We start from the raw sequence: 22,620 nt of genomic DNA on the forward strand, positions 1-22,620 counted from the left end.
GATAGTTAATTGTTAAAACTTTACTTAAATAGCAACAATGTTATAGAAAAGAGCCTATATTAAAATAGAATAATTATTGGTGAAAAATATATCAAACAAATTAAATAGAATATTATATAAGGGTAGAAGCGAAGGATTGTGTATTCAGTATGATTGCAAGCTTTTTTAAAACATCAAACATATTCATCAAATGAAACATTGCTGTAAAGTGATGGTATACATAGCGTGACACATGAAGGAAAGAAAGTGCATGGAGAGTAGGTAGCAAAAGTGCTGAAACAATTTGAAGGATCACCTTAAAATTTTCTACAGTCATGCTCATGCATGAAAAAGAACTAACCGTTAATAATTTGGTGCATATTCTAATTTATTTTAAAAGAAAGGCTATAATTTATAAAGTATTAAAACATAGGATCTGTTCAGTTTAATCAGTGAGACATTTATATTCATAAAAAAGAAAGCATACCTTTATGATGTTTTCTTTTTTTTTATTAATTTTGTTCATTCTGCAAACCCTATTCTATAAGAAAAGAATGAAGAGGGTGTGTTTGTATGCCATTCGTAAAATGTTTAAATCGATCAATATTTTATGAGGATTTAGGTCAAGGTCCGACTATATTATTCGTTCATCCTCCAGGAATGGGGAGAAAAACATTTATAAAGCAAAAGTTACTTCAATCCAGCTATCGTTTATTAATACCGGATTTTTCGGGACATGGGGACAGTTACTCTATAGATGGAAAAATGAATATTTCTTTGTATGTAGAAGAAATTGAAGCGATTAGAAATCAAATTGGAGAAGAAGCAATTTTTTTATTTGGTTACTCTGCAGGTGGAACGATTGTCCAAGAATATGCAATTAAGTATCCAAAGAATGTTAAAGGTGTGATATTATCAGGTGGGTACCCTAAAGTTACAACAGAGCTTTTAAGAATTGAACATCAGATAGGTATAAATATGGTCGTGTATGCACCCAAGATGTTAGCGAAATTATTATCGTTAAGTCACTATCGCGAAGCTTCTCTACAAGCAGAACTTTATCAACATATTTTAAAGTCCAATCGATACACGTGGAGGCAGTTCTATATTGAATCATTACGATTTAATTGTGTTGACCGTATAACACAATTAAATGCCCCATTAATGTTACTATATAGCACGAAGACAGATTATATTAATCACCATATTAAATATTATTCAAAGTTTATCGATACCGAGATACATTTGATTAAAGGGGCGGGTCATCAACTACCTACTAGAAGGTTCGAAAAAGTAAATAAATTGATTGAACAATTCATTCAAAAACATTAATTAACAATAATTTTATTATGTAAACTGATTAGGAGGGAATCTATCTCATATGAATGATCCTCGTTTTAAAGTTGCTCATAAAGAAGCATGGATAGGGGTGGCCCTTGCCATTATACATTTTCTTTGGTGGTATGGGTTCGCCTATGGAATTGGAAGTAATAAAGTTGAACGATATACATACATACTAGGGTTACCAGCATGGTTTTTTTATAGCTGTGTTCTTGGCTTCATCATCATTGTGGTGTTAGTTTTTATTTCTGTTAAATTGTTTTTTAAAGATGTACCTTTTGAAGATGAAGGAAGTGATGAACAATGAATATTCAGGTGATTATTCCTCTTGTTATATTTTTAGTATTATTTTTTTTAGTAGGGATTCTCTCTTCTCGATATGTTCATTCTTCTAATTCATTTATTCAAGAATATTTTTTAGGTAGTAGACAGATGGGTGGATTTATTTTAGCCATGACGATGGTCGCTACGTATGGTAGTGGAAGTAGCTTTATTGGCGGGCCAGGTGCAGCTTATAACTATGGATTAGCATGGGTATTACTAGCTATGACCCAGGTTGTAACAGGATATTTTGTTCTTATGGTATTAGGCAAGAAATTTGCCATTATTGCTCGGAAATACAATGCGATCACATTAATAGATTTTTTAAAAGAACGATACCAATCAAATTGGGTTACCATTATTGCAGCGATTAGTATTATTGTTTTTTTATTTTCTTCTATGATTGCTCAATGGGTCGGTGGTGCAAGACTCATGGAATCTATATTGGGGGTATCTTATACAACAGCCTTATTTATTTTTGCAATCTCTGTTCTTATATATGTAATTATAGGTGGATTTCGAGCTGTTGCAATAACAGATACTATTCAAGGGATTGTTATGCTAGGAGGAACCATTATCCTATTAATAGCTACCATTGTTGCTGGTGGTGGAATGGAAAATATAATGACAGAATTAAAGCATCAAAATCCCAATTTATTAAGTCCATATGGAGCTGATCGCTCATTAACACCTTTATACATCTCTAGCTTTTGGATTCTGGTTGGAGTAGGGGTAGTTGGTCTACCGCAAATTGCGGTCAGAGCAATGTCTTATAAAAATGCAAATGCTATGCATAGAGCCATAATAATTGGCACGATCGTTATTGGTGTAATAATGTTTGGAATGCATTTAATCGGTGTGTTAGCGAGGGCAATCGTTCCGGGAATTGAAAATGCAGATACCGTAATGCCGATTATTACAATGAAGGTTCTTCCTGCTTGGGCAGCTGGAATCGTGCTTTCAGCACCTATGGCGGCCATTATGTCAACGGTCAACTCCGTACTAATACTTGTCTCCTCTGCGGTTGTGAAGGATGTATATATAGGTTTTGTAGATAAAAATGCCAGTGTTAAAAAAGTAAAGCAAATCAGTTTTTGGTCGACGACCATCATTGGTGTCGCAGTTGTTATTCTTTCCATTCATCCACCTGATCTTTTGATCTGGTTGAATTTATTTTCCTTTGGTGGTTTGGAAGCAGTTTTTATTTGGCCAATTGTCATGGGATTGTATTGGAAAACTGGGAATAAATTTGGGGCGATTACTTCCATGATTGTAGGAATGGCTTCTTATATTTATTTGGATCGTTTTCACCCTAATCTATTTGGCATGCATACGGTTGTCATACCTATTTTTTTATCATTTCTAATGTTTATCTTTGTTTCATTGCTGACGAAAAGTAAAGTGACTACTTAAGTTATGAATCTATAAATTATAAGGAGCTAAATGATGAAAATTATACGATTAAACATCGGAAAGCCGAAGATTTCTACCTACAAATCAAAAGAATTTCTTACAGGGATTGGCAAAGAATCTATTTCTGAGGCATTGCTATTAAAGGACCAGTTTGTTGGGGATGGTGTAGCAAATCCTGCCTTTCATGGAGGTCCAGATCGGGCGGTCTGTTTTTACCCATATGAGCATTATAAACAATGGGAAGAGGAATTTAACAGAACTTTATCCATCCCAGCTTTTGGTGAGAATTTGACTGTCTCAGGTATGCTAGAAAAGGATATTTGTATTGGGGATATTTTTCAAATCGGTGAGACAATTGTTCAGATTACACAAGGACGTGTTCCCTGTTCAACCATTTCAAAATATAATTCATTAGACTCGCTATTAAAAAGAACAGTCGACACATGTTATACGGGATATTTTGCACGTGTTTTAAAAGAAGGAATGATTCGAGAGGATTCTAGCATCAAGCTGATAAAACCTCATCCTATGCAGGTTAGTGTTTACGATACTATGAATGCATTATTCTTTGTTGATCATCTACAAAGTATGGAGAAAATAATAGAAGTTCCTGAGTTAGCGGATGCGATGAGGAAAAGCTTTGTGAAAAAATTAAATAAGTTAAAAGTGTAATATGACATCAGTTAGAATTTACATCCTTGTTATTTTATATTAAATCTTAAGGGGTCCATTTATGGATTCCTTTTTTTATAGGAGACTATATAAAAATATGTTTTCTATAATTGTAAGTTGAAAATTCAAATTATTTTTTAAAAAAAGTATTTTCAAATATATTTATTAAAGGTAGAATATTATAAATAGAATGTCTATTCAGAATGTATATATTTGTGTGGACGGTTTTCGTTGGATTTCTGTTTTTAAATCATCAAGCCTGATCATATGAAAGGAAGGGGAAAAATGGAAAATCCGGTCCTGGAAGTCAGAGGTTTATCGACATCATTTTCAACTGATAACGGTATTATTCCAGTTGTCAATAATATTGACTTTACTGTTAAACGTCAAGAGGTGGTTGGTATTGTTGGTGAATCTGGTTGTGGAAAAAGTGTTACATCTCTATCAATTATGGGACTTATCCCAACAAGCAACGGGAAAGTAGAAGGTGGGATTTACTTTAATGGTGAGAATCTAGCAAATTTTTCAGAAAAAAAGATGAGAAGTATTCGCGGGAATGAAATTGCTATGATCTTTCAGGAACCAATGACCAGTTTAAATCCTGTATTTACAATTGGTGAACAATTAATCGAAGCTATAAAAATCCACTGGAAGTGGTCAAAGAAGAAAGCGAGAGAGTATGCCATACAAATGTTACAAAAAGTAGGCTTGCCTCGTGCAGAACAATTAATTAATGAATATCCTCACCAATTATCAGGTGGGATGAGGCAGCGTGTAATGATTGCCATGGCCATGCTATGTAACCCCAAACTTTTAATAGCTGATGAACCAACAACAGCATTGGATGTTACGATTCAAGCACAGATTTTAGAATTAATGAAAAAGCTAAATAAAGAAACAGATACATCTATTATTATGATTACTCATGATTTAGGTGTCGTAGCTGAGATGTGTCAACGAATCATCGTGATGTATAGCGGGAAAATTGTTGAAGAAGCTGATGTTCGTACGATTTTTAAGGAACCAAAGCATCCATATACAGTCGGTTTGATTCAGTCTGTTCCGGATATGAGAGAAAAAAAGGAAAGATTATATTCCATACCGGGTAATGTTCCAAAACCAGGATCCATAGAATTTGGTTGCCATTTTGCCCCGCGTTGCCCGCATGCACATGATCGTTGCTTCACTGACACACCAGATTTAACTACTTTGAAAAATGGACAAAAGGTTAGATGTTGGTTATACGAAGAGGGGAAGGAAGTTGAGATTTCATGAATGAACCTCTATTAAAGGTAGAACATTTAAAAAAGAATTTTCCAATCCGTGGTGGTGTATTTTCAAAACAAATAGGTACGGTAAAAGCAGTAGATGATATATCATTCACGATACATAAAGGTGAAACATTGGGGTTAGTAGGTGAAAGCGGCTGTGGAAAATCAACCACAGGAAGAATGCTCCTACGCCTTCTTGAACCAAGTGAAGGCAAAATTATATTTGAAGGCAACGATATTACGAAACTATCAAATCGTGAATTAAGGAAAATTAGAGGGAAAATGCAAATGATTTTCCAGGATCCATATGCATCATTAAATCCTAGACATACGATTGAAAGAATATTAGAAGAACCATTACTGGTTCATGGTGTGAAGGACAAGGAAGCACGTCAAAGAAAGGTTCGCGAGCTCTTAGAAATCGTTGGGCTTAATAGCTATCATGCTACTCGTTATCCCCATCAATTTAGTGGTGGTCAACGTCAAAGGATTGGAATAGCAAGAGCATTGAGTTTAAATCCAAAGCTAATTATTGCTGATGAACCTGTTTCCGCTTTAGATGTTTCTATCCAAGCACAAGTATTAAATCTAATGAAGGATCTACAAAAGAATTTTGATCTTACCTATTTATTTATTGCCCATGATCTTGGTGTGGTTAGACATATTAGTGATCGTGTTGGGGTGATGTATTTAGGAAGAATGGTTGAATTAGCAGAGAGTGAAGAAGTATATCAAAATCCAAAACATCCATATACTCAAGCTTTGCTATCAGCTGTACCAATTGCTGATGTGGATTATAAAAAAGAAAGAATTGTTCTACAGGGGGATGTTCCAAGTCCTGCAAATCCTCCTTCAGGTTGCACATTTCATACTCGATGCCCATTAGCATTTGAGAAATGTGCAGTAGAAAGACCTTTATTTAAAGAGGTCGAAGCAGGTCACTTTGCGGCATGTCATCTACATGGGTGATTTTGCATAGATTTAACATGAAAGATGTTAAAAAAACTACTAACATCAATCAAAAAATGGGGGGAAAAAGATGAGAAAAAAATTGACGGGAGTAATTATTTTTATCCTTGTTCTTTCGTTGGCTTTGATGGGATGTTCCTCATCCAAATCAAATAGTGAAAAGAGCAGTGATGGGAAGAAAGATTCATCTGATGGTGGAGGTGTTCTAGTATATGCACGTGGGGGGGATGCAGTAAAACTTGATCCTGCCACAGTAACTGATGGGGAATCACTGATTGTTGCTGAACAGATTTTCGAAACACTTGTAAATTTTAAAAAGGAAACAACAGAAATTGAGCCAGGACTTGCAAAGTCTTGGGAAATCTCTGATGATGGTTTAACTTATACATTCAAGCTAGAAGAGGGAGTTAAATTCCACGATGGTACAGATTTTAATGCTGAGGCAGTTGTGAAGAATTTTGATCGTTGGGCAAACGGAGATGTGGAGAAATTTCCATATTACCAATCTCAATTTGGAGGATATAAAGGGGATGAAGCAGCGGTCATTAAAGAGGTAAAGGCAATTGATGATACGACTGTTCAATTTACACTTTTCCGTGCACAAGCACCATTCTTAAAGAACTTGGCTATGTCTCCATTTGGAATTTCAAGCCCAACAGCAATTGATAAGTTTGGAGATAAATATATCGAAAACCCTGTTGGAACTGGACCTTTCAAATTCGAAAGTTGGAAGCGAAATGATTCCATTACGGTTGTGAGAAATAAGGATTATTGGAAGGAAGGATTACCGAAGCTTGATAAGGTGGTTCTAAAAGTAATAAAGGATAATTCGACACGACTAAATTCTTTAAAGAAAGGTGAAGTTGATTTAATTGATGGGTTAAATCCAAGTGATATTTCAACTGTAAAAGCGGATAAGAATCTTCAAATTTTTGAGAGACCATCTATGAATATTGGATATTTAGGTTTTAATGTTACAAAAGCACCTTTTGATAATGTAAAGGTACGTCAAGCTCTTAGTCATGCAGTTAATAAAGAAGCGTTAATTAAAAACTTTTATGAAGGTACAGCAGAACCAGCAAAAAACCCGATGCCACCTTCAATCAACGGATATAATGATGAAATTGAAGACTATGAATATGATTTAGATAAAGCGAAAAAGATGCTTGAAGAGGCAGGCTTCAAGGATGGTTTTAGTGTTGACCTGTGGACAATGCCAGTTGTTCGTCCATATATGCCTAACGGACAAAAAGTAGCTGAAGCAATACAAGCTGATTTTGCAAAAATTGGCGTAAAAGCGAAAATTGTTACGATGGAATGGGGGACCTATTTAGATAAATTAGCTAAAGGGGAAGCGCCGATTTACATTGTAGGATGGACTGGTGACAATGGTGATGCAGATAACTTCTTATATGCTTTGCTTGATAAGGATGCCATTGGTTCAAATAATAACTCGCAATATTCAAATGATGAGTTACATGAGCTTTTAGTTAAAGCACAATCAGAAACAGATGAAGCAAAACGAAATGAATATTATAAGGAAGCACAAGTAATTATTCATAATGATGCACCATGGGTACCAATTGCACACTCACTACCACAATTAGCAGGAAAAAGTACAGTTAAGGGATTCTTCCCACATCCAACTGGATCACAAAGTTTTGCTGACACTACAGTTGAATAACAATCCTGGGGAGCAATGACTCCCCTTTTTCATTCAAACTACATAATTAAAGGGGTGAAGTTGTAAATGGTTGCTTATACGGTTCGACGTTTACTTCTACTAATACCTGTACTTCTCGGGATGCTCATTATTGTATTTTCGCTTATCCATGCTATTCCTGGAGACCCAGCAAGGGCCATTTTAGGACAGCTCGCCACAAAAGAGGCTGTTGCCGAACTTTCAAAGCAGCTAGGTCTTGATCAACCAATGTATATTCAGTTTTTTGATTACATAAAGGATTTAGTAACAGGAAATTTAGGTACCTCACTTAAAACTCAAGCACCTATTAGCGATGAGATTTGGCCATATTTTGGTGCTACAGTTGAATTAGCATTGGTGGCAATGTTCATTGCAATTGTTGTTGGTGTGAATGCAGGAATTATCTCTGCATGGTTTCAAAATTCATGGTTTGATTACATTGTTATGTTAATAGCACTTATAGGTGTATCTATGCCAATTTTTTGGCTTGGCTTGATGGAGCAGTATGTATTTTCCCTTCATTTAGATTTATTACCTACAATGGGTCGCGATGATATTCGTAATCCCGTAGAGGCAATAACGAATCTCTATTTAATTGATACATTAATCCAAGGTAGATTCGATCAGTTCATAGATGTATTCAAACATTTAATCTTGCCAAGTATCGCATTAGCAACCATACCAATGGCGATTATTGCCCGGATTACTCGCTCCAGCATGTTAGAAGTTATGCGTTCAGATTATATTCGAACTGCGCGTGCAAAAGGAATGAAGATGTTTTGGGTAGTGTACAAGCATTCGTTAAAAAATGCATTTATACCTGTCTTAACGATTATAGGTTTACAAACAGGATTATTATTAGGTGGAGCTATTCTAACTGAAACCATTTTTGGATGGCCAGGTATGGGAACCTACATCTATGAGGCCATTCAATTTCGTGACTATCCCGTTATTCAATCAGGAATTCTAATTTTGGCACTTATTTTTGTGTTAATAAACTTAATTGTGGATTTACTCTATGCAGCGATTGATCCACGTATTAAATATTAGGAGGGTTAATCAATGCCAGAACTTTCAACAAATGCAACTCATACAACTCCAGTTGAAGAGCCATTGATTTCTCCATGGAAAGAGGGCTGGAAAAATTTCAAAAAGAATAAAGCGGCAGTTTTTGGGCTAGGATTAGTTTTTTTCTTTATTCTTATTGCTATTTTTGCCAATGTCTTAGCACCGTATGATTATACAGAAACAGGTGACAAGCATCTTCCTCCTTCTGCAACACATTGGTTCGGAACGGATGATTTAGGTCGGGATATTTTAAGTAGAGTCATATTTGGGGCAAGAATTTCTTTAGCTGTTGGTTTCTTATCTGTTATAGGTTCGGCGATCGTAGGTTCGTTCTTAGGGATCATCGCTGGATACTATGGTCGAATAGTGGATGGAATCATCTCGAGAATTTTTGATATTTTATTGGCTTTTCCAAGTATTTTATTAGCAATTGCTATTGTAGCCATGCTTGGACCTTCATTATTTAATGCATTAATTGCGATTGCGATTATTAATATCCCTACCTTTGGTAGATTGGTGCGCTCAAGGGTTCTTACGGTCAAGGAAGAAGAGTATATAATAGCAGCAAAAGCTATAGGTATGGGAGATGGAAGAATCTTATTGCATCATGTCTTTCCAAACAGTATGGCACCAATTATTGTACAGGGTTCATTAGCGATTGCTAGTGCAATCATTGAGGCAGCTGCTTTAGGATTTTTAGGATTAGGTGCACAGCCACCGACACCTGAATGGGGAAAAATGCTGGCTGATTCGAAGGATTTTATTCTACAGGCACCTTGGACGGTCATCTTCCCAGGTTTAGCAATTATGTTAACGGTTCTTGGGTTCAATCTTATGGGCGATGGATTGAGAGATGCATTAGATCCTAGAATGAAAAATTAAGGTTATTTTCGAAAAATTTATTACTTGAAATTCTAACTGCTGACTTTTACACCAACTTTGCTTATTTAGAACAGTGTTTTTAGAAGGAGCCAAAATTATAGAAAAACCTGCAAATATATTTGCAGGTTTTTGAACTATTATTATAGTTCATCAAATCCATTGTCCACATAATTTACTTTTGTATATTGGCGTGACTTTTGTTCAAAGAAATCTGACTTACCTAAATCTACTTCTTCATAGGCTTTAATCCATCGTAATGGATTTGTACGATAATCTGGGAAGGGCCGTTCGAATCCAAGTTGCTTGCAGCGTATATTGGCATAGAATTTAATATAATCCTCTAAATCCTTTACTAATATTCCATCAATATGGTTGCCAATAATAGATCTTGCCCATTCGATTTCTAATTTCGCTGCCTTTTTAAAGGTATCTTCAACGAAAGCTTTTAACTCCTCATTATCATATTCAGGATATTCTACCAATACTTCTTTAAAGATCTTTACAAATAAATCAACATGTAATTGTTCATCGCGATTAATATAGTTAATCATCGTTGACGTTGCGACCATTTTTTGATTTCGTGCAAGATTATAGAAAAAGGCAAAACCTGAATAAAAAAAGAGACCTTCTAATATCACATCAAAAACAATAGATTTTAAAAGGTTTTCTACACTCGGTCTTGTCGCGAATGCTGCATAGCCATTTGTAACAAATTCATTCCGCTTTTCTAAAACTGGTTCCGTTCTCCAAAATTCAAATACTTCATCCTGGACATGCTTTGGGACAATACTAGATAAAACGTAGGAATAGGAATGATTATGAATAACCTCTTGCTGGGCCAAAATAATCATTAGCGCATTTAAGCTAGAATCAGTTAAATAATCGGCTACTTTGCCTGCGTAATCGGTTTGAATACTATCTAATAAAGCTAATAAACCAATGATTTTTAAGAAGGCATCCTGCTCTTCTTTTGATAAAGTTGGGAACTGTTTAATATCTTGGGACATATTTATTTCAAACGGTGTCCAAAAATTTCCTAGCATTTTCTTATATTTAGGATAGGCCCAAGAAAAGCGGACATCATCCCAATTAAGTATATTGGAGCATCTTCCATTAATGATTGATGTTGATCGGTTTGGTGCTGTATTGTCAATGATCTTGCGTGTTTGTAGTTTATTAGACATTCCTTTTTCTCCTTTCTTAGCTTGAACAAGAATCACAATCTTCTAACGTTGTAGAGGTAGAGCGTAAATAATAGCTAGTTTTTAAACCAGCTTTCCAAGCATGAAGATGTAAATCTAATAGCTCCTTCGCCTGAACGTTATTTTGAACATAAAGATTAAATGATATGGATTGATCAATATGTCTTTGTCTGGCTTTATTTTGCCGGATACTCCAATGCTGATCAATGAAATAGGCGGATTTATAATACCAAGTTGTCTCTGCATTTAGATCCGGAGCGGTTACAGGGATTTTATAATCCTTTTTCTCCTCTGAATAAAACTTTTGAAAAATTGGATCAATGCTTGCTGAGCTTCCTGCTATTAATGATGTTGATGAGTTAGGAGCAACTGCCATTAGGTAGCCATTTCTTATCCCGAATTTTTGGATATCTTGGAATAATCGTAACCAGGGATGGGAGCTTTCAGAGTTGAAATATCCTCTAGCATCAAAATAAGAGCCATTTTCCCAATCCGATCCGTGGAACAGCTCATATGCGCCCTTTTCTTGTGCTAATAACATGCTAGCTTTAATCGTTAAAAAGGCAATTTTTTCATAAAGTTTATCTGCATATTCAATTGCCTCTTCGCTTTCCCACGAAATTTTCTCTAAAGCTAGTAAATGATGCCATCCAAATGTTCCTAATCCTATTGCACGATATTTTTTGTTCGTTAATTGTGCTTGTAGGACAGGAATTGTATTTAAATCAATGACATTATCTAGCATCCGAACTTGAATTGGGATAAGTTTTTCAAGAACATCATCTTTCACTGCCTTAGCTAAATGAATAGATGATAAGTTGCATACAACAAAATCGCCTGACTGTTTTTCAATCATGATTTTCCCATCCTCAGTGTATTGGCTTATCATCGTTGTTGGGCTTTGATTTTGCATAATTTCTGTACATAAATTACTAGAATAGATCATACCTTGATGCTTATTGGGATTTTTTCGATTCACTTCATCACGATAAAACATGAAGGGACCACCTGATTCAAGTTGGCTTTTCATGATTCTCTTCATCAATTCAATCGCGGGTATACTCGTTTTCGTCAAGGTAGGGTGGTTAACGCATTCCCAGTACCTCTCTCTAAAGCTTCCATTGCCTTTTTGTTCATCATAATAATCCTCTAGAGAAAAACCTAGGGTTTGTCTTACTTCATGTGGATCAAACAAATACCAATTTTCGCGAGCCTCCACTTGTTCCATAAACAAATCTGGAAGACAAACACCATGAAAGAGATCATGTGTACGTAATCGTTCGTCCCCATTATTTAATTTAGAATCTAGAAAGGCAGTAATATCCTTATGCCATACATCTAAGTAAACACAAATAGCTCCTTTTCTTTGTCCTAATTGATCCACACTCACTGCAATATTATTTAATTGCTTCATCCAAGGAAGTACTCCAGAGGAAGCACCACTAAATCCTTTAATCGCACTGCCACGGCTGCGAATCTTTCCTAAATAAACACCAATACCTCCACCATTTTTTGATAGATTAGCAATATCAGAGTGACTATCAAAGATGGCTTGTAAACTATCATCAACAGTATCAATAAAACAGCTCGATAATTGCCCGTAATTTTTTCCTGCATTAGATAGTGTAGGTGTAGCGACGGTCATGTAGAGATTACTTAATGCCCAGTAGGCGTCTCTGACCAACTGAATACGATTCTTAATAGGTTCATTTTGCATTAAATGCATCGCAATAATCATCCAACGTTCTTGAGGTAATTCAAACACTCTTTTTTTGTGGTCCGTTGCCAAATATCTGTCAGCTAAAGTACGTATACCAATATATGTAAAAAGCTCATCCTTTGTCGGATCAATATAGGATTCAAACAAATGAATGTCATCCTTTGTATACTTATTTAATAATTCTCTTGAATAAATACCATCTTTTGTAAGACGAACAATTAATTCTAGAAAGTTTCCATATTTATTTTTGAATAAGTATCCACGTGTTTGTGAGGCTTTGTAATATAGATGTTCCATAAATAGTTTAGAGGCATGATATGTCCAATTAGGATTTTCTGCGTTTATGTTTGCTAAACATTCAAGAATTATTTGATTTACCCATTCATCCTCGGATAGCCATGGTTTTTGCTCAAATAAATTTTTACCAAACAACAAGAGCGATGTTAGATCATCGTCTTTTGTATCAGAACCATCTAATATTTGTAATATGTGATTCATCCATTCGGTCATTTCAGCACCCTTTGTTAATAGAGTCATTTTTTTCCCTCCAATAGATAATGTGACTTTTAATAAACTTGTCTAAAAAAAGCCATAAAAAAAGATCCGTCACAAGTAATTTGAGCGGATCAAACGATAGGAAAAGATGTAAAAAAATAAAAGCTAAAAAAACTCTCACTATCGTTTCATCTTCTCAATCCCCGAAGAAATTTGAAACTTTCAAGAAAAGGCAGGTCTCCTGACTTATGTGCAGCCTACTTAAGAACCTTCCCATATCTATTTAGATACAGTGGTTAGTCTTGTTCGTTCACAATTACAGTTGCGGGGACAGCTCCGGAGTCAAACCGGATTCCCTATTAAGTCCAGTAAATGGACACCTTCGCTTGAAACAATTCAATATTTAGTTGTAGGAACATAGTATATAACTATATATTGTGTTTTATCATAGCATATTCGATACTTTCATGACAATATATATCTATTAAATACTTAAAATCTAATAAAATCTCATAACACTATGATTCTATTTTGTTCTTTAATGTGTTTAAAAATAATAGAGGGTCATCAACACGTAAATGAATAGTATTTACTTTTTTTGTCATACCATACAAGTAAGATGCCTGAATTGGATCCTTTAAAATTATTTCTATTTGTGGCTTTTCCTTGATAAAGTCAGAAGGAGCTGCATCAAAAATAGAAGCTAGTTCCTGCTTAGAAAGAGGAGAGGAACGAGTGTACTCATTGACAGATAGAATAAGTTTTAAAGGAATATCTATTTTCTTCATGATCCCTGTTTGAAGAATTAGGTTTTGATCTGATAACAAATAAGGGCATAATCTAACTGCTTGTATTTCGGCAAGTAACATGAATAAACCGTATATATTAATCACAAGAGCGATTATTGCTATGATTGGACTCCACTGATGTAATAAAAAGTGAAAGCCTATAGATTCAATAATTAGAGCATGAATGATCATGATATTTAATGCGATTGTACTTGTCTTTTTATGATATGAAAAGGCCTTGAAGTGTATATGACTAGGTCTTTTTTTCCATGCAAACAAACTATAATAAAAAACGGAGATTTCTGAGATAAGAATAAATAGAAATTTTGAAGGCTTAAAATGGGTGAGAAAGGAATTTTCTAATCGATCCTTAAAAAAAGGAATCCGCTCTTTTTCTGATTTAAATGTGTCTATAACTAAAGGTAGTCTTTTTAATAAAAATGCTATTAAAACCAATTCAAAAATAATAAAAGCGCCTTCTACAGCAAATAAAATGTATTTTGCAGCGGATAATGGTTGAAAATAAGTTGCGGGAATAATAAGCCATGCAGCAACATACCCAGCACCTATAAATGGAAAGAGATATTTAATGGAGAGGCGTCTTCTAATAATAAGAAAATATGCTAGTATGGGAATTGTAACAATAAAGTCTAAAAAGGAACCAATAGTGATCATGGGTGTAATTGGTTGTGTGAATTCGACCCTATATAGTGAAACATTCGCAAGCAATATCAAGGTAGCTAAAAGAACGAACCAAACCCAACTTTGATTACTTATTCGTAATGTCATTTTGCATACCTCCTTGATCTGTTTACCTTAATTATACATAAATTGTTATTTTAACAACTTATAGAAAAATACTAAAATATGAACGTTTTCTTAACAATATTTATATAGTATGATGAGAAAAATACATTTTCTCATGAATTTTTAATCTTTCTTTCATGAGTCTTTAGTAATTATTATGTACCATTGATTTTGCGTTAAAGGGACATTACATAGTTGTTACCCATTACTATGGTTAGTTCTTTTTAAACTCATTATAAAGTTCTTTCTTTAATTCCGGCTAATATAGCCGGTTATTTTTTTCTTTTTATTATCTTTTTCTCATCTGATTTTCATCTATGCTTTGTATGATATGTATATCTTAAAGGAGGCGCATCAATATGTGGATACGATTTATTCCCATCGTATTTTTTAGTGCAACAGCGATTATGTTATTTGCCTTTCAATCAGTTGAAATAGTCCATGCAGTAATGGATTTAATTTTTTCTAAAACTCGTATAAAATAAGAAGAGTAAGAAAACTTGTTAGATGAAGCAGGTGTTCAAATGAAAAGGATATTAATTATAGAAGATGAAAAGAATTTAGCAAGATTTATTGAACTCGAACTCAAATATGAGGGCTATGAGGTAAAGGTGGCTAATGATGGCCGTGAAGGTTTGCAATCGGCTCTACAAGAAGATTGGGATGTTGTTTTACTTGATTTAATGCTCCCTAGCTTAAATGGAATGGAAGTTTGTCGAAGATTACGTCAGGAGAAAGATACACCAATTATAATGATTACAGCACGTGATAGTGTGATAGATCGTGTTTCTGGCTTAGATCATGGAGCAGATGATTATATTGTCAAGCCCTTTGCCATTGAAGAATTATTAGCTCGATTACGTTCGATTTTTAGGAGAATTGAAATACATGATCCGAAAATCCAACTTACCTCTTATACTTTTCGTGATTTGTTTGTGGAGAAAGAAAGTCGTATCGTAAAGAAGAATGACAAAATTATCGATGTGACAAAAAGAGAATATGATTTGCTTTTGACCTTATTAGAGAATAAAAATATCGTGATGACGAGAGAAGTATTATTGAATAAAGTATGGGGCTATGAAACTGAAGTTGAAACGAATGTCGTAGACGTGTATATTCGTTATTTGCGAAATAAAATTGATAATCCTGGCGAAGAAAGTTATATTCAAACTGTGCGAGGAACAGGGTATGTGATGCGTGAATGAAGCGTATAAAAAATTGGTATAGAGGTCAATCCTTGAAGGTAAAATGGTCAATAGGAACAAGTGCGGCCATTTTTTTTGCATTTTTCTTTTTTAGTTTTATTCAATATCATGTAGTTAGTCAATGGATGCTTCATGAAGAAAAAAATAATATTTCCCAAGCATTGGATGAAATATCGATTTTTGTAAAACAGGGTGGTAATTTTGCAGATAACGAAGAAATAAAGAATCAAATCTATGAAAAAGATTTAACGATTCAGATTTTTGATGCGAAAGGAAATAAAGTAACTATTAAAAATCCAGAAGCACCAACATATGTGATTCCTTTTAGTCCTGTTAGTAATAAAACAGTGGAGCTCTATACTACGAAGCATAAAAAAATTTACTTAGGACGTGCACCTGTGCGCTTTAATGGCTTTTCAGGTTATGTTGCAATTGTTCAACCTTTAACAAGATACCACCAAATGATGGGTAGTCTTTTTTTTATCATGAGTATATTTGGCGGGATTGCGCTTTTATTAAGTGGTTTAATAGGATTTTTAATGGCCAAAGGCTTTTTAAAGCCTTTGCAGAAGTTTTCTACAACAATGAAAAAAATACGTAAAAAAGGCTTTCATGAAAGGATGGAGCCAAGTAATTCAAAAGATGAAATGGGAGAGTTAGCCCATATTTTTAATGAAATGATGGATCAAATTGAACTGTCATTTAATCAACAGAAACGTTTTGTCGAAGATGCTTCCCATGAGCTTCGCACCCCCGTTCAAATCATGGAAGGACATTTGAAATTGTTAAACCGTTGGGGGAAAAAAGATCCGAGTATTTTAGATGAATCATTACATGCATCAATACAAGAGTTAGATCGAATGAAAAATCTTGTCCAGGAATTATTAGATTTATCTAGAGCAGAACAAATTGAAATTAAAACTAGGGATCATAGCACATTGTTAATAAAAACCTTATCCCGAATTATTAAAAACTTTGAAGTCATACATGAAAACTTTACATTTGAACTGATTGAACATAAATTGAAAAATTCTATTGTACAAATTAGTGAAAATCACTTTGAACAAATAATGATAATTTTATTGGATAATGCCGTTAAATACTCTGATGAAATTCAAAAGGTCGATGTATCTATTGAAGAGGATCATGATCATGAAATGGTCAGAATCACTGTACGAGATTATGGTTTAGGTATTCCAGAAGAAGATTTGTCGAAGATTTTCCATCGTTTTTATCGTGTCGATAAAGCAAGAAGCCGAGCAAAGGGTGGAAATGGTTTAGGGCTTTCAATTGCTAAACAATTAGTAGAAAGCTATGAGGGAGATATACGCGCAACAAGTGAGCTTGGTAAAGGAACAAGTATAACTTTTTCATTGCCAATGATTAAAGATGCTATCTGATAAGAGATATTCAGATAGCTCTTTCTTTATTGTCTATTTTTCATTCAGTTGCTTGTGATACCAAAAAGGGTGTCCATTGTAATTTCTGCTCCAATTATAATTTCTCCGCTACGTCAACTTCCGTATACTGCATATCAGCAGATTTTGTCATTTTAATTTCTAACATTTCATCTTTATATTGTGCGATAGTTCCTTTTTTCTTAATTAAAGTAGGTAAGGTTATCACATGTCTTTGGCCCATTTCAGGTATATTTTCTATAATTGCTTGGTTGGAAGTATGGTAAATTTTCACTTGCTTCAACCAAGATTCATTTTTTATAGGCAATCTTACATAAATGTCATCAAAGGTTTCAAAAACACTTACATCAATTGCTGGGCTTGCAGAAGGCTGCGGCTGATCTTGTTGAGTATTCTCCGATGCTTGATTTGATTGGGGTTGCTCTCCATTCTGAAACATTGATGCTGCACGTTTTATCATATCCTCGTGATTAAACATATCCTTCCATTGCTCAGGCATAAATTGTGAAATCATGTTTTGAACTTGTTTTTCAATATCTTGAGAATTCATTTGTTTCATAAAGTTATTTTTGTTGTTAAAGGGAAACATATTCCAAGGAAACATAATTTGTACCTCCTGAGCAAATGACCTATATAATAATGTATGCAAATCGGAAGGTATTGTTATTAAAGGACAGGGCAAATATCACATAAGTATCAGTCTCAAGCTTGAACTTTAAATCTTCTAGAATGGTAGTATGAGTGGTATCTAAAATGGCTATTATAAAAATAGAAATACCACCACAAACGTTGATAGAATATTCAGAAATCGGTAAACAGGAAATAGTTTATAACAACCTGTATTAAAGCAGAAATTTGTGATTTTAAACGAGCAGTAACTCGATTGAATGGGCATTCATATTAATTTTGAAAAAATTGTTTTTTATCCTTTATATTATTAGATTACAGTGATAGAATGATGTCTGTAAGCGTTTTTGGTTTTTTGTTTTTAATTACATATATTTATTTTTCTAATCTTTTCTATCAATAATATTAGGCTTAATAGCTGGAGGTTTTTTGAGATGAAACGACAAGCATCAAAAGGTTTTTGGGAAAGTTTTTCTGGTCCAAACCTTGGTTATGTGATGGAAGTTTACGAACAATTCGTAAATGATCCGGAGAGTGTAGATCCGGAAATGAAAGTTCTTTTTGAAGAGTGGGGATCACCTACTGTTTCTGAAGAAGGCTTAACGACTCATGGGCAGGCAGATATTTCATTCCAATTGCCAACAAACCCAACAGTATTTAGTAAAATGGTTGCAGCTGTTAAATTGGCGGATAACATCCGTACATATGGACATCTTGCAGCGGATATTAATCCATTAAATGATCGTAAAAAGGATACTCGAAGGATTGAATTGTCAGAATTCGATTTAACCGAGGAAGACTTAAAAAATATACCAGCATCTTTTATTTGTCCTGATGCCCCGGCTACAGTGAAAAATGGTTTAGATGCCATTAATCATTTGAAATCTGTATACACAAAGAAATTAGCATTTGAGTTTTATCAAGTACATGATTTGGAAGAAAAGAATTGGTTACAGCGTACAGTTGAATCTGGAGGCTTACTGCCAGAACTAACAAAAGAGCAAAAGATAGCAATATTAAAACGTCTGTCAGAAGTTGAAGGTTTTGAGAAGTTTATCCATAGAACTTTTGTAGGACAGAAAAGATTCTCCATTGAAGGACTTGATTCCTTAGTACCATTAATGGATCAAATCATTCATTCATCTGTTAAGACAGGTGCAAGGACTGTAAATATAGGAATGGCACATAGAGGCCGCTTAAATGTATTAGCTCATATTTTAGAAAAACCGTATGAACTCATTTTCGCGGAATTTCAGCATGCACCAAATAAAGATTTAATTCCATCCGAAGGCTCCATAGGGATCACTTATGGCTGGACAGGGGATGTGAAATATCATCTTGGTGCAGATCGACGTGTAAAAGACGAAAATACAACAACAACCCGAATTGTATTAGCAAATAACCCAAGTCACCTTGAAGTGGCAAGTCCAATTGTTGAAGGATATACAAGAGCGGCACAAGAACAAAGAAATGTTGCTGGTTATCCAACTCAAGATACAGACAGTTCATATGCAATATTAGTACATGGTGATGCTGCTTTCCCTGGTCAAGGTATAGTAGCAGAAACTTTAAATATGAGTGGTCTAAAGGGCTTTCATACTGGTGGTTCTATCCATATTATTGCTAATAATATGATAGGATTCACAACCGAAAGCTATGATTCTCGTTCAACAAAATATGCTTCCGATACAGCTAAAGGTTTTGAAATACCGATTATTCATGTGAATGCCGATGATCCTGAAGCTGTTCTAGCTGCAGCAACTTTAGCTTATGAATATCGAAATAGATTCCATAAAGACTTCCTAATTGATTTAGTAGGCTACCGTCGATTTGGTCATAATGAAATGGATGAACCTATGGTGACAAATCCTCTAATGTATAACATTGTTCATAAGCATCCAACTGTCAGAGAACTATATGCGAACAAGTTGATGGCTGAAGGTATCATTTCGAATGAAGAAGTGAAAACGATTGAACAAGACATTCAAACTAAGCTTCAAGCGGCTTATGATCGTGTGCCTAAAAAAGAAGAAGATCCAGATACAGTGATGAATCCACCAGAAATTGTTGCAAAAGGATTCCCTAAGGTTGAAACAGCGGTTAATGAAAAGGAATTACGTGAAATTAATTCTGAACTATTAAATTGGCCAGAAGATTTTAATGCATTTAAGAAATTAGCTAGAATTTTAAAACGTCGAGAAAATGTGTTTGATGGCGATGGAAAAATAGACTGGGCACATGCAGAATCCCTTGCTTTTGCATCAATCATTAAAGATGGAACTCCGATTCGTTTTACAGGTCAGGATTCCCAGCGTGGAACATTTGCACACCGTAATTTAGTTCTACATGATGAAAAAAATGGAAATGAATATATTCCTTTACATCATTTAAAAGATGCGAATGCTTCATTCGTTGTTTATAACAGTCCACTTACAGAAGCAGCTGTTGTTGGCTACGAATACGGTTACAATGTATTTTCTCCAGAAACACTTGTTATCTGGGAAGCACAATTTGGCGATTTTGCTAATATGGCCCAAGTTATGTTTGACCAGTTTATTTCTGCGGGTCGTGCAAAATGGGGACAAAAATCTGGTTTAGTTATGTTATTACCACATGGATACGAAGGCCAAGGACCGGAACATTCAAGTGCAAGATTGGAACGTTTCTTACAGTTAGCGGCTGAAAATAACTGGACTGTGGCAAACCTTTCAACTTCAGCTCAATATTTTCATATATTACGTCGTCAAAGTGCAATGCTACAAAAAGAAGAAGTACGTCCATTAGTGTTAGTCACTCCTAAGAGTCTGCTTCGTCATCCGTTATCTTCAGTAGATGGAAGCGAACTAACAACTGGAGAATTTAAACCTGTATTGGAGCAAAAGGGATTAGGAGCAGAAGTTAAAAAAGTAGAACGTATTATTTTATGTAGTGGAAAAATCGCTATTGATTTCGAAGAGCGCATTAAGGATGAACAGTTAGATTGGGTTCATATTTTAAGAGTTGAAGAATTGTACCCATTCCCTGAAAAAGAAATTACTGAGATTATTAATAAATATAGTAATTTGAAAGAACTTGTCTGGGTTCAAGAAGAGCCGCAAAATATGGGTGGATGGACTTTCGCTGATCCTTATTTACGTGAACTCGCACCAAATGGAGTAGATGTTAAATATGTAGGTCGTCCAAGACGTTCTAGCCCATCTGAAGGAGATCCAATTGTTCATAAGAAAGAACAAGCTCGAATCTTAAATGAGGCATTAACGAAATAATTATATTATATAAAGAAAAAGTGATTCATATTAAGGGAGGACAACATAGTGGCTGAAATCAAAGTACCAGAATTAGCAGAATCAATTACAGAAGGAACAATTGCTCAATGGTTAAAACAACCTGGAGATCGCGTTGAAAAAGGGGAATACATTGTCGAATTAGAGACAGATAAAGTCAATGTTGAAGTAATATCTGAAGAAGCTGGGGTTATCCAAGAACTTAAGGCTGAAGAAGGTGATACTGTCCAAGTTGGACAAGTTATTGCAGTAGTTTCTGAAGGAGGAGAAGCATCTGCTCCAGCTAATACAGAAAAAACTGAAGCACCTAAGCAAGAGGAGAAAGTAGCTGCTCAACCACAGTCTACCCCTGAAACTGATAAAAAGGATCGCCCAATAGCATCTCCTGCTGCACGTAAACTTGCTCGTGAAAAAGGGATTGATTTATCTGCAGTAAGTCCTGTCGATCCTATGGGACGTGTACGTGTACAAGATGTAAATGCACATACTACTCAACCGAAACAGGAGGTGCAAGCTTCAAAATCAGCACCATCAGCACCTGTCTCTCAAGAAGATGGAAAACCAGTTGAAATTGTTCGCATGTCCCGTCGTCGTCAAACGATTGCTAAACGTTTACTTGAAGTGAAACAAAATACAGCAATGTTAACTACATTTAATGAAATTGATATGACTGCTGTTATGGAGCTACGTAAGCGTAAAAAAGATAAATTCCAAGAGGAACATGATGGTACACGACTTGGTTTCATGTCTTTCTTTACGAAAGCAGTTGTTGCTGCCTTGAAAAAATATCCGGCAGTTAACTCTGAAATTCAAGGTAATGAATTAATTGTGAAAAAATACTATGATATTGGTATTGCGGTTTCTACTGATGAAGGTCTTGTAGTACCAGTTGTTCGTGACAGTGACCGTAAAAACTTCGCTGAAATTGAAGCTGATATCGCTGGTTTTGCAAAGAAAGCACGAGAAAATAAATTATCTTTAGGCGATTTACAAGGCGGAACATTTACAATAACTAATGGTGGAACATTTGGTTCACTTTTCTCAACACCTATTATCAATGGAACACAAGTAGGGATTTTAGGTATGCATACAATTCAAAAGCGACCAGTTGCTGTAGGGGATAATATTGAAATTCGTCCTATGATGTATGTAGCTTTATCTTATGATCATAGAGTAATTGACGGTGCTGAAGCTGTTGGATTCTTAGTGACAGTTAAGAAACTTCTTGAAAATCCTGAGGATTTATTACTTGAAGCATAATCTGCGAAAAACCTTTCTCTTTTAAAAGAGGAAGGTTTTTCTTTTGGCTCTTTTCTCAAGGCTCTTTTCTCAGCCATTGTTTCTATTTAAGAGTGTTCACGAATAACTATCGGCTGCAGTCCACTACATCTTTTCATTTCACTGAGAAAAGAGCTGCAAACTCCATAAGAATCGCTGAATCCTTTATTGAATGTAA

General features: G+C 34.9%; 18 protein-coding genes and 1 riboswitch. Of the genes, 14 read left to right on the forward strand and 4 right to left on the reverse strand.

Features of this window, described 5'->3' with window-relative positions:
• Positions 1-552 precede the first annotated feature (552 nt).
• The 9 genes from I5818_RS11095 to I5818_RS11135 all read left to right on the forward strand — a co-directional run bounded on the left by I5818_RS11095 (position 553) and on the right by I5818_RS11135 (position 9,618).
• Positions 553-1,311 carry an alpha/beta fold hydrolase gene (locus tag I5818_RS11095; RefSeq protein WP_078110468.1) on the forward strand — a complete coding sequence of 253 codons (759 nt, stop codon included), beginning with the start codon at positions 553-555 and terminating at the stop codon, positions 1,309-1,311.
• Between the two features lie 49 nt (positions 1,312-1,360).
• Positions 1,361-1,627: a YhdT family protein gene (locus tag I5818_RS11100; RefSeq protein ID WP_058004357.1), complete on the forward strand. Its 267-nt coding sequence runs from the start codon at positions 1,361-1,363 to the stop codon at positions 1,625-1,627.
• Positions 1,624-3,054 (forward strand): sodium/pantothenate symporter, encoded by a 1,431-nt coding sequence (gene panF, locus I5818_RS11105; protein ID WP_058004358.1) that lies wholly within the window; start codon positions 1,624-1,626, stop codon positions 3,052-3,054. The genes I5818_RS11100 and panF overlap by 4 nt, the downstream gene beginning before the upstream one ends.
• Before the next feature lie 30 nt (positions 3,055-3,084).
• Positions 3,085-3,726: an MOSC domain-containing protein gene (locus I5818_RS11110; RefSeq protein ID WP_078110467.1), complete on the forward strand. Its 642-nt coding sequence runs from the start codon at positions 3,085-3,087 to the stop codon at positions 3,724-3,726.
• Positions 3,727-4,011: 285 nt separating this feature from the next.
• The gene (locus I5818_RS11115; RefSeq protein WP_078110466.1) at positions 4,012-5,001 is read left to right on the forward strand and encodes an ABC transporter ATP-binding protein; all 990 of its coding nucleotides are present in this window, start codon (positions 4,012-4,014) and stop codon (positions 4,999-5,001) included.
• A complete protein-coding gene (locus I5818_RS11120) occupies positions 4,998-5,966 on the forward strand; it encodes an ABC transporter ATP-binding protein (RefSeq protein ID WP_078110465.1) in 969 nt (322 codons plus the stop codon). The genes I5818_RS11115 and I5818_RS11120 overlap by 4 nt, the downstream gene beginning before the upstream one ends.
• Before the next feature lie 70 nt (positions 5,967-6,036).
• Positions 6,037-7,650 carry an ABC transporter substrate-binding protein gene (locus tag I5818_RS11125; RefSeq protein ID WP_078110464.1) on the forward strand — a complete coding sequence of 538 codons (1,614 nt, stop codon included), beginning with the start codon at positions 6,037-6,039 and terminating at the stop codon, positions 7,648-7,650.
• Between the two features lie 66 nt (positions 7,651-7,716).
• Entirely contained in the window at positions 7,717-8,718 is a 1,002-nt protein-coding gene (locus I5818_RS11130; RefSeq protein ID WP_078110463.1) for an ABC transporter permease, read from the forward strand.
• A gap of 12 nt (positions 8,719-8,730) precedes the next feature.
• Positions 8,731-9,618 (forward strand): ABC transporter permease, encoded by an 888-nt coding sequence (locus tag I5818_RS11135; RefSeq protein ID WP_078110462.1) that lies wholly within the window; start codon positions 8,731-8,733, stop codon positions 9,616-9,618.
• Between the two features lie 140 nt (positions 9,619-9,758).
• Here the strand turns inward: I5818_RS11135 and I5818_RS11140 are convergent, their stop codons facing one another.
• The 3 genes from I5818_RS11140 to I5818_RS11150 all read right to left on the reverse strand — a co-directional run bounded on the left by I5818_RS11140 (position 9,759) and on the right by I5818_RS11150 (position 14,612).
• Complete coding sequence (locus tag I5818_RS11140; protein ID WP_078110461.1) at positions 9,759-10,802, reverse strand: ribonucleotide-diphosphate reductase subunit beta; 1,044 nt, start codon at positions 10,800-10,802, stop codon at positions 9,759-9,761.
• 16 nt (positions 10,803-10,818) lie between these two features.
• Positions 10,819-13,077, reverse strand: coding sequence for a ribonucleoside-diphosphate reductase subunit alpha (locus I5818_RS11145; RefSeq protein WP_078110460.1), 2,259 nt, complete (start codon positions 13,075-13,077; stop codon positions 10,819-10,821).
• A gap of 172 nt (positions 13,078-13,249) precedes the next feature.
• Positions 13,250-13,434: riboswitch (cobalamin riboswitch) on the reverse strand.
• A gap of 119 nt (positions 13,435-13,553) precedes the next feature.
• A complete protein-coding gene (locus I5818_RS11150) occupies positions 13,554-14,612 on the reverse strand; it encodes a hypothetical protein (protein WP_078111562.1) in 1,059 nt (352 codons plus the stop codon).
• Positions 14,613-14,989: 377 nt separating this feature from the next.
• Between I5818_RS11150 and I5818_RS26225 the strand changes: the two genes are divergently transcribed.
• From I5818_RS26225 to I5818_RS11160, 3 genes are read left to right on the forward strand one after another with little or no spacing between them, the layout of a single operon-like run.
• Positions 14,990-15,115, forward strand: a complete 126-nt coding sequence (locus tag I5818_RS26225; protein ID WP_257234065.1) for a hypothetical protein — start codon at positions 14,990-14,992, stop codon at positions 15,113-15,115.
• 39 nt (positions 15,116-15,154) lie between these two features.
• On the forward strand, positions 15,155-15,835 hold the full coding sequence (locus I5818_RS11155; protein WP_071974987.1) for a response regulator transcription factor: 681 nt from the start codon (positions 15,155-15,157) through the stop codon (positions 15,833-15,835).
• Positions 15,832-17,235 carry a HAMP domain-containing sensor histidine kinase gene (locus tag I5818_RS11160; RefSeq protein ID WP_078110881.1) on the forward strand — a complete coding sequence of 468 codons (1,404 nt, stop codon included), beginning with the start codon at positions 15,832-15,834 and terminating at the stop codon, positions 17,233-17,235. Before I5818_RS11155 ends, I5818_RS11160 begins: the two co-directional genes overlap by 4 nt.
• 94 nt (positions 17,236-17,329) lie before the next feature.
• On the opposite strand, the gene I5818_RS11165 is transcribed toward I5818_RS11160, so the two are convergent.
• The gene (locus I5818_RS11165) at positions 17,330-17,857 is read right to left on the reverse strand and encodes a hypothetical protein (protein WP_058004368.1); all 528 of its coding nucleotides are present in this window, start codon (positions 17,855-17,857) and stop codon (positions 17,330-17,332) included.
• Positions 17,858-18,314: 457 nt separating this feature from the next.
• On the opposite strand from I5818_RS11165, the gene I5818_RS11170 reads away from it, so the two are divergent.
• Entirely contained in the window at positions 18,315-21,146 is a 2,832-nt protein-coding gene (locus I5818_RS11170; protein ID WP_078110880.1) for a 2-oxoglutarate dehydrogenase E1 component, read from the forward strand.
• 48 nt (positions 21,147-21,194) lie between these two features.
• Complete coding sequence (odhB, locus tag I5818_RS11175; RefSeq protein ID WP_078110879.1) at positions 21,195-22,424, forward strand: 2-oxoglutarate dehydrogenase complex dihydrolipoyllysine-residue succinyltransferase; 1,230 nt, start codon at positions 21,195-21,197, stop codon at positions 22,422-22,424.
• The last annotated feature ends 196 nt before the right edge of the window (positions 22,425-22,620 follow it).

This window comes from Heyndrickxia oleronia (genome assembly GCF_017809215.1).
Classification (GTDB): domain Bacteria; phylum Bacillota; class Bacilli; order Bacillales; family Bacillaceae_C; genus Heyndrickxia; species Heyndrickxia oleronia.

Excerpts from the sequence above, each read along its gene's own strand:
- I5818_RS11120 (WP_078110465.1), top strand. The coding sequence starts at position 4,998 with ATGAATGAACCTCTATTAAAGGTAGAACATTTAAAAAAGAATTTTCCA.
- I5818_RS11140 (WP_078110461.1), bottom strand. The coding sequence starts at position 10,802 with ATGTCTAATAAACTACAAACACGCAAGATCATTGACAATACAGCACCA.
- I5818_RS11145 (WP_078110460.1), bottom strand. The coding sequence starts at position 13,077 with ATGACTCTATTAACAAAGGGTGCTGAAATGACCGAATGGATGAATCAC.
- I5818_RS11170 (WP_078110880.1), top strand. The coding sequence starts at position 18,315 with ATGAAACGACAAGCATCAAAAGGTTTTTGGGAAAGTTTTTCTGGTCCA.
- panF (WP_058004358.1), top strand. The coding sequence starts at position 1,624 with ATGAATATTCAGGTGATTATTCCTCTTGTTATATTTTTAGTATTATTT.
- I5818_RS11110 (WP_078110467.1), top strand. The coding sequence starts at position 3,085 with ATGATGAAAATTATACGATTAAACATCGGAAAGCCGAAGATTTCTACC.
- I5818_RS11155 (WP_071974987.1), top strand. The coding sequence starts at position 15,155 with ATGAAAAGGATATTAATTATAGAAGATGAAAAGAATTTAGCAAGATTT.
- I5818_RS11100 (WP_058004357.1), top strand. The coding sequence starts at position 1,361 with ATGAATGATCCTCGTTTTAAAGTTGCTCATAAAGAAGCATGGATAGGG.
- I5818_RS26225 (WP_257234065.1), top strand. The coding sequence starts at position 14,990 with ATGTGGATACGATTTATTCCCATCGTATTTTTTAGTGCAACAGCGATT.
- I5818_RS11095 (WP_078110468.1), top strand. The coding sequence starts at position 553 with ATGCCATTCGTAAAATGTTTAAATCGATCAATATTTTATGAGGATTTA.
- I5818_RS11150 (WP_078111562.1), bottom strand. The coding sequence starts at position 14,612 with ATGACATTACGAATAAGTAATCAAAGTTGGGTTTGGTTCGTTCTTTTA.
- I5818_RS11125 (WP_078110464.1), top strand. The coding sequence starts at position 6,037 with ATGAGAAAAAAATTGACGGGAGTAATTATTTTTATCCTTGTTCTTTCG.
- I5818_RS11135 (WP_078110462.1), top strand. The coding sequence starts at position 8,731 with ATGCCAGAACTTTCAACAAATGCAACTCATACAACTCCAGTTGAAGAG.
- I5818_RS11115 (WP_078110466.1), top strand. The coding sequence starts at position 4,012 with ATGGAAAATCCGGTCCTGGAAGTCAGAGGTTTATCGACATCATTTTCA.
- I5818_RS11165 (WP_058004368.1), bottom strand. The coding sequence starts at position 17,857 with ATGTTTCCTTGGAATATGTTTCCCTTTAACAACAAAAATAACTTTATG.
- I5818_RS11160 (WP_078110881.1), top strand. The coding sequence starts at position 15,832 with ATGAAGCGTATAAAAAATTGGTATAGAGGTCAATCCTTGAAGGTAAAA.
- I5818_RS11130 (WP_078110463.1), top strand. The coding sequence starts at position 7,717 with ATGGTTGCTTATACGGTTCGACGTTTACTTCTACTAATACCTGTACTT.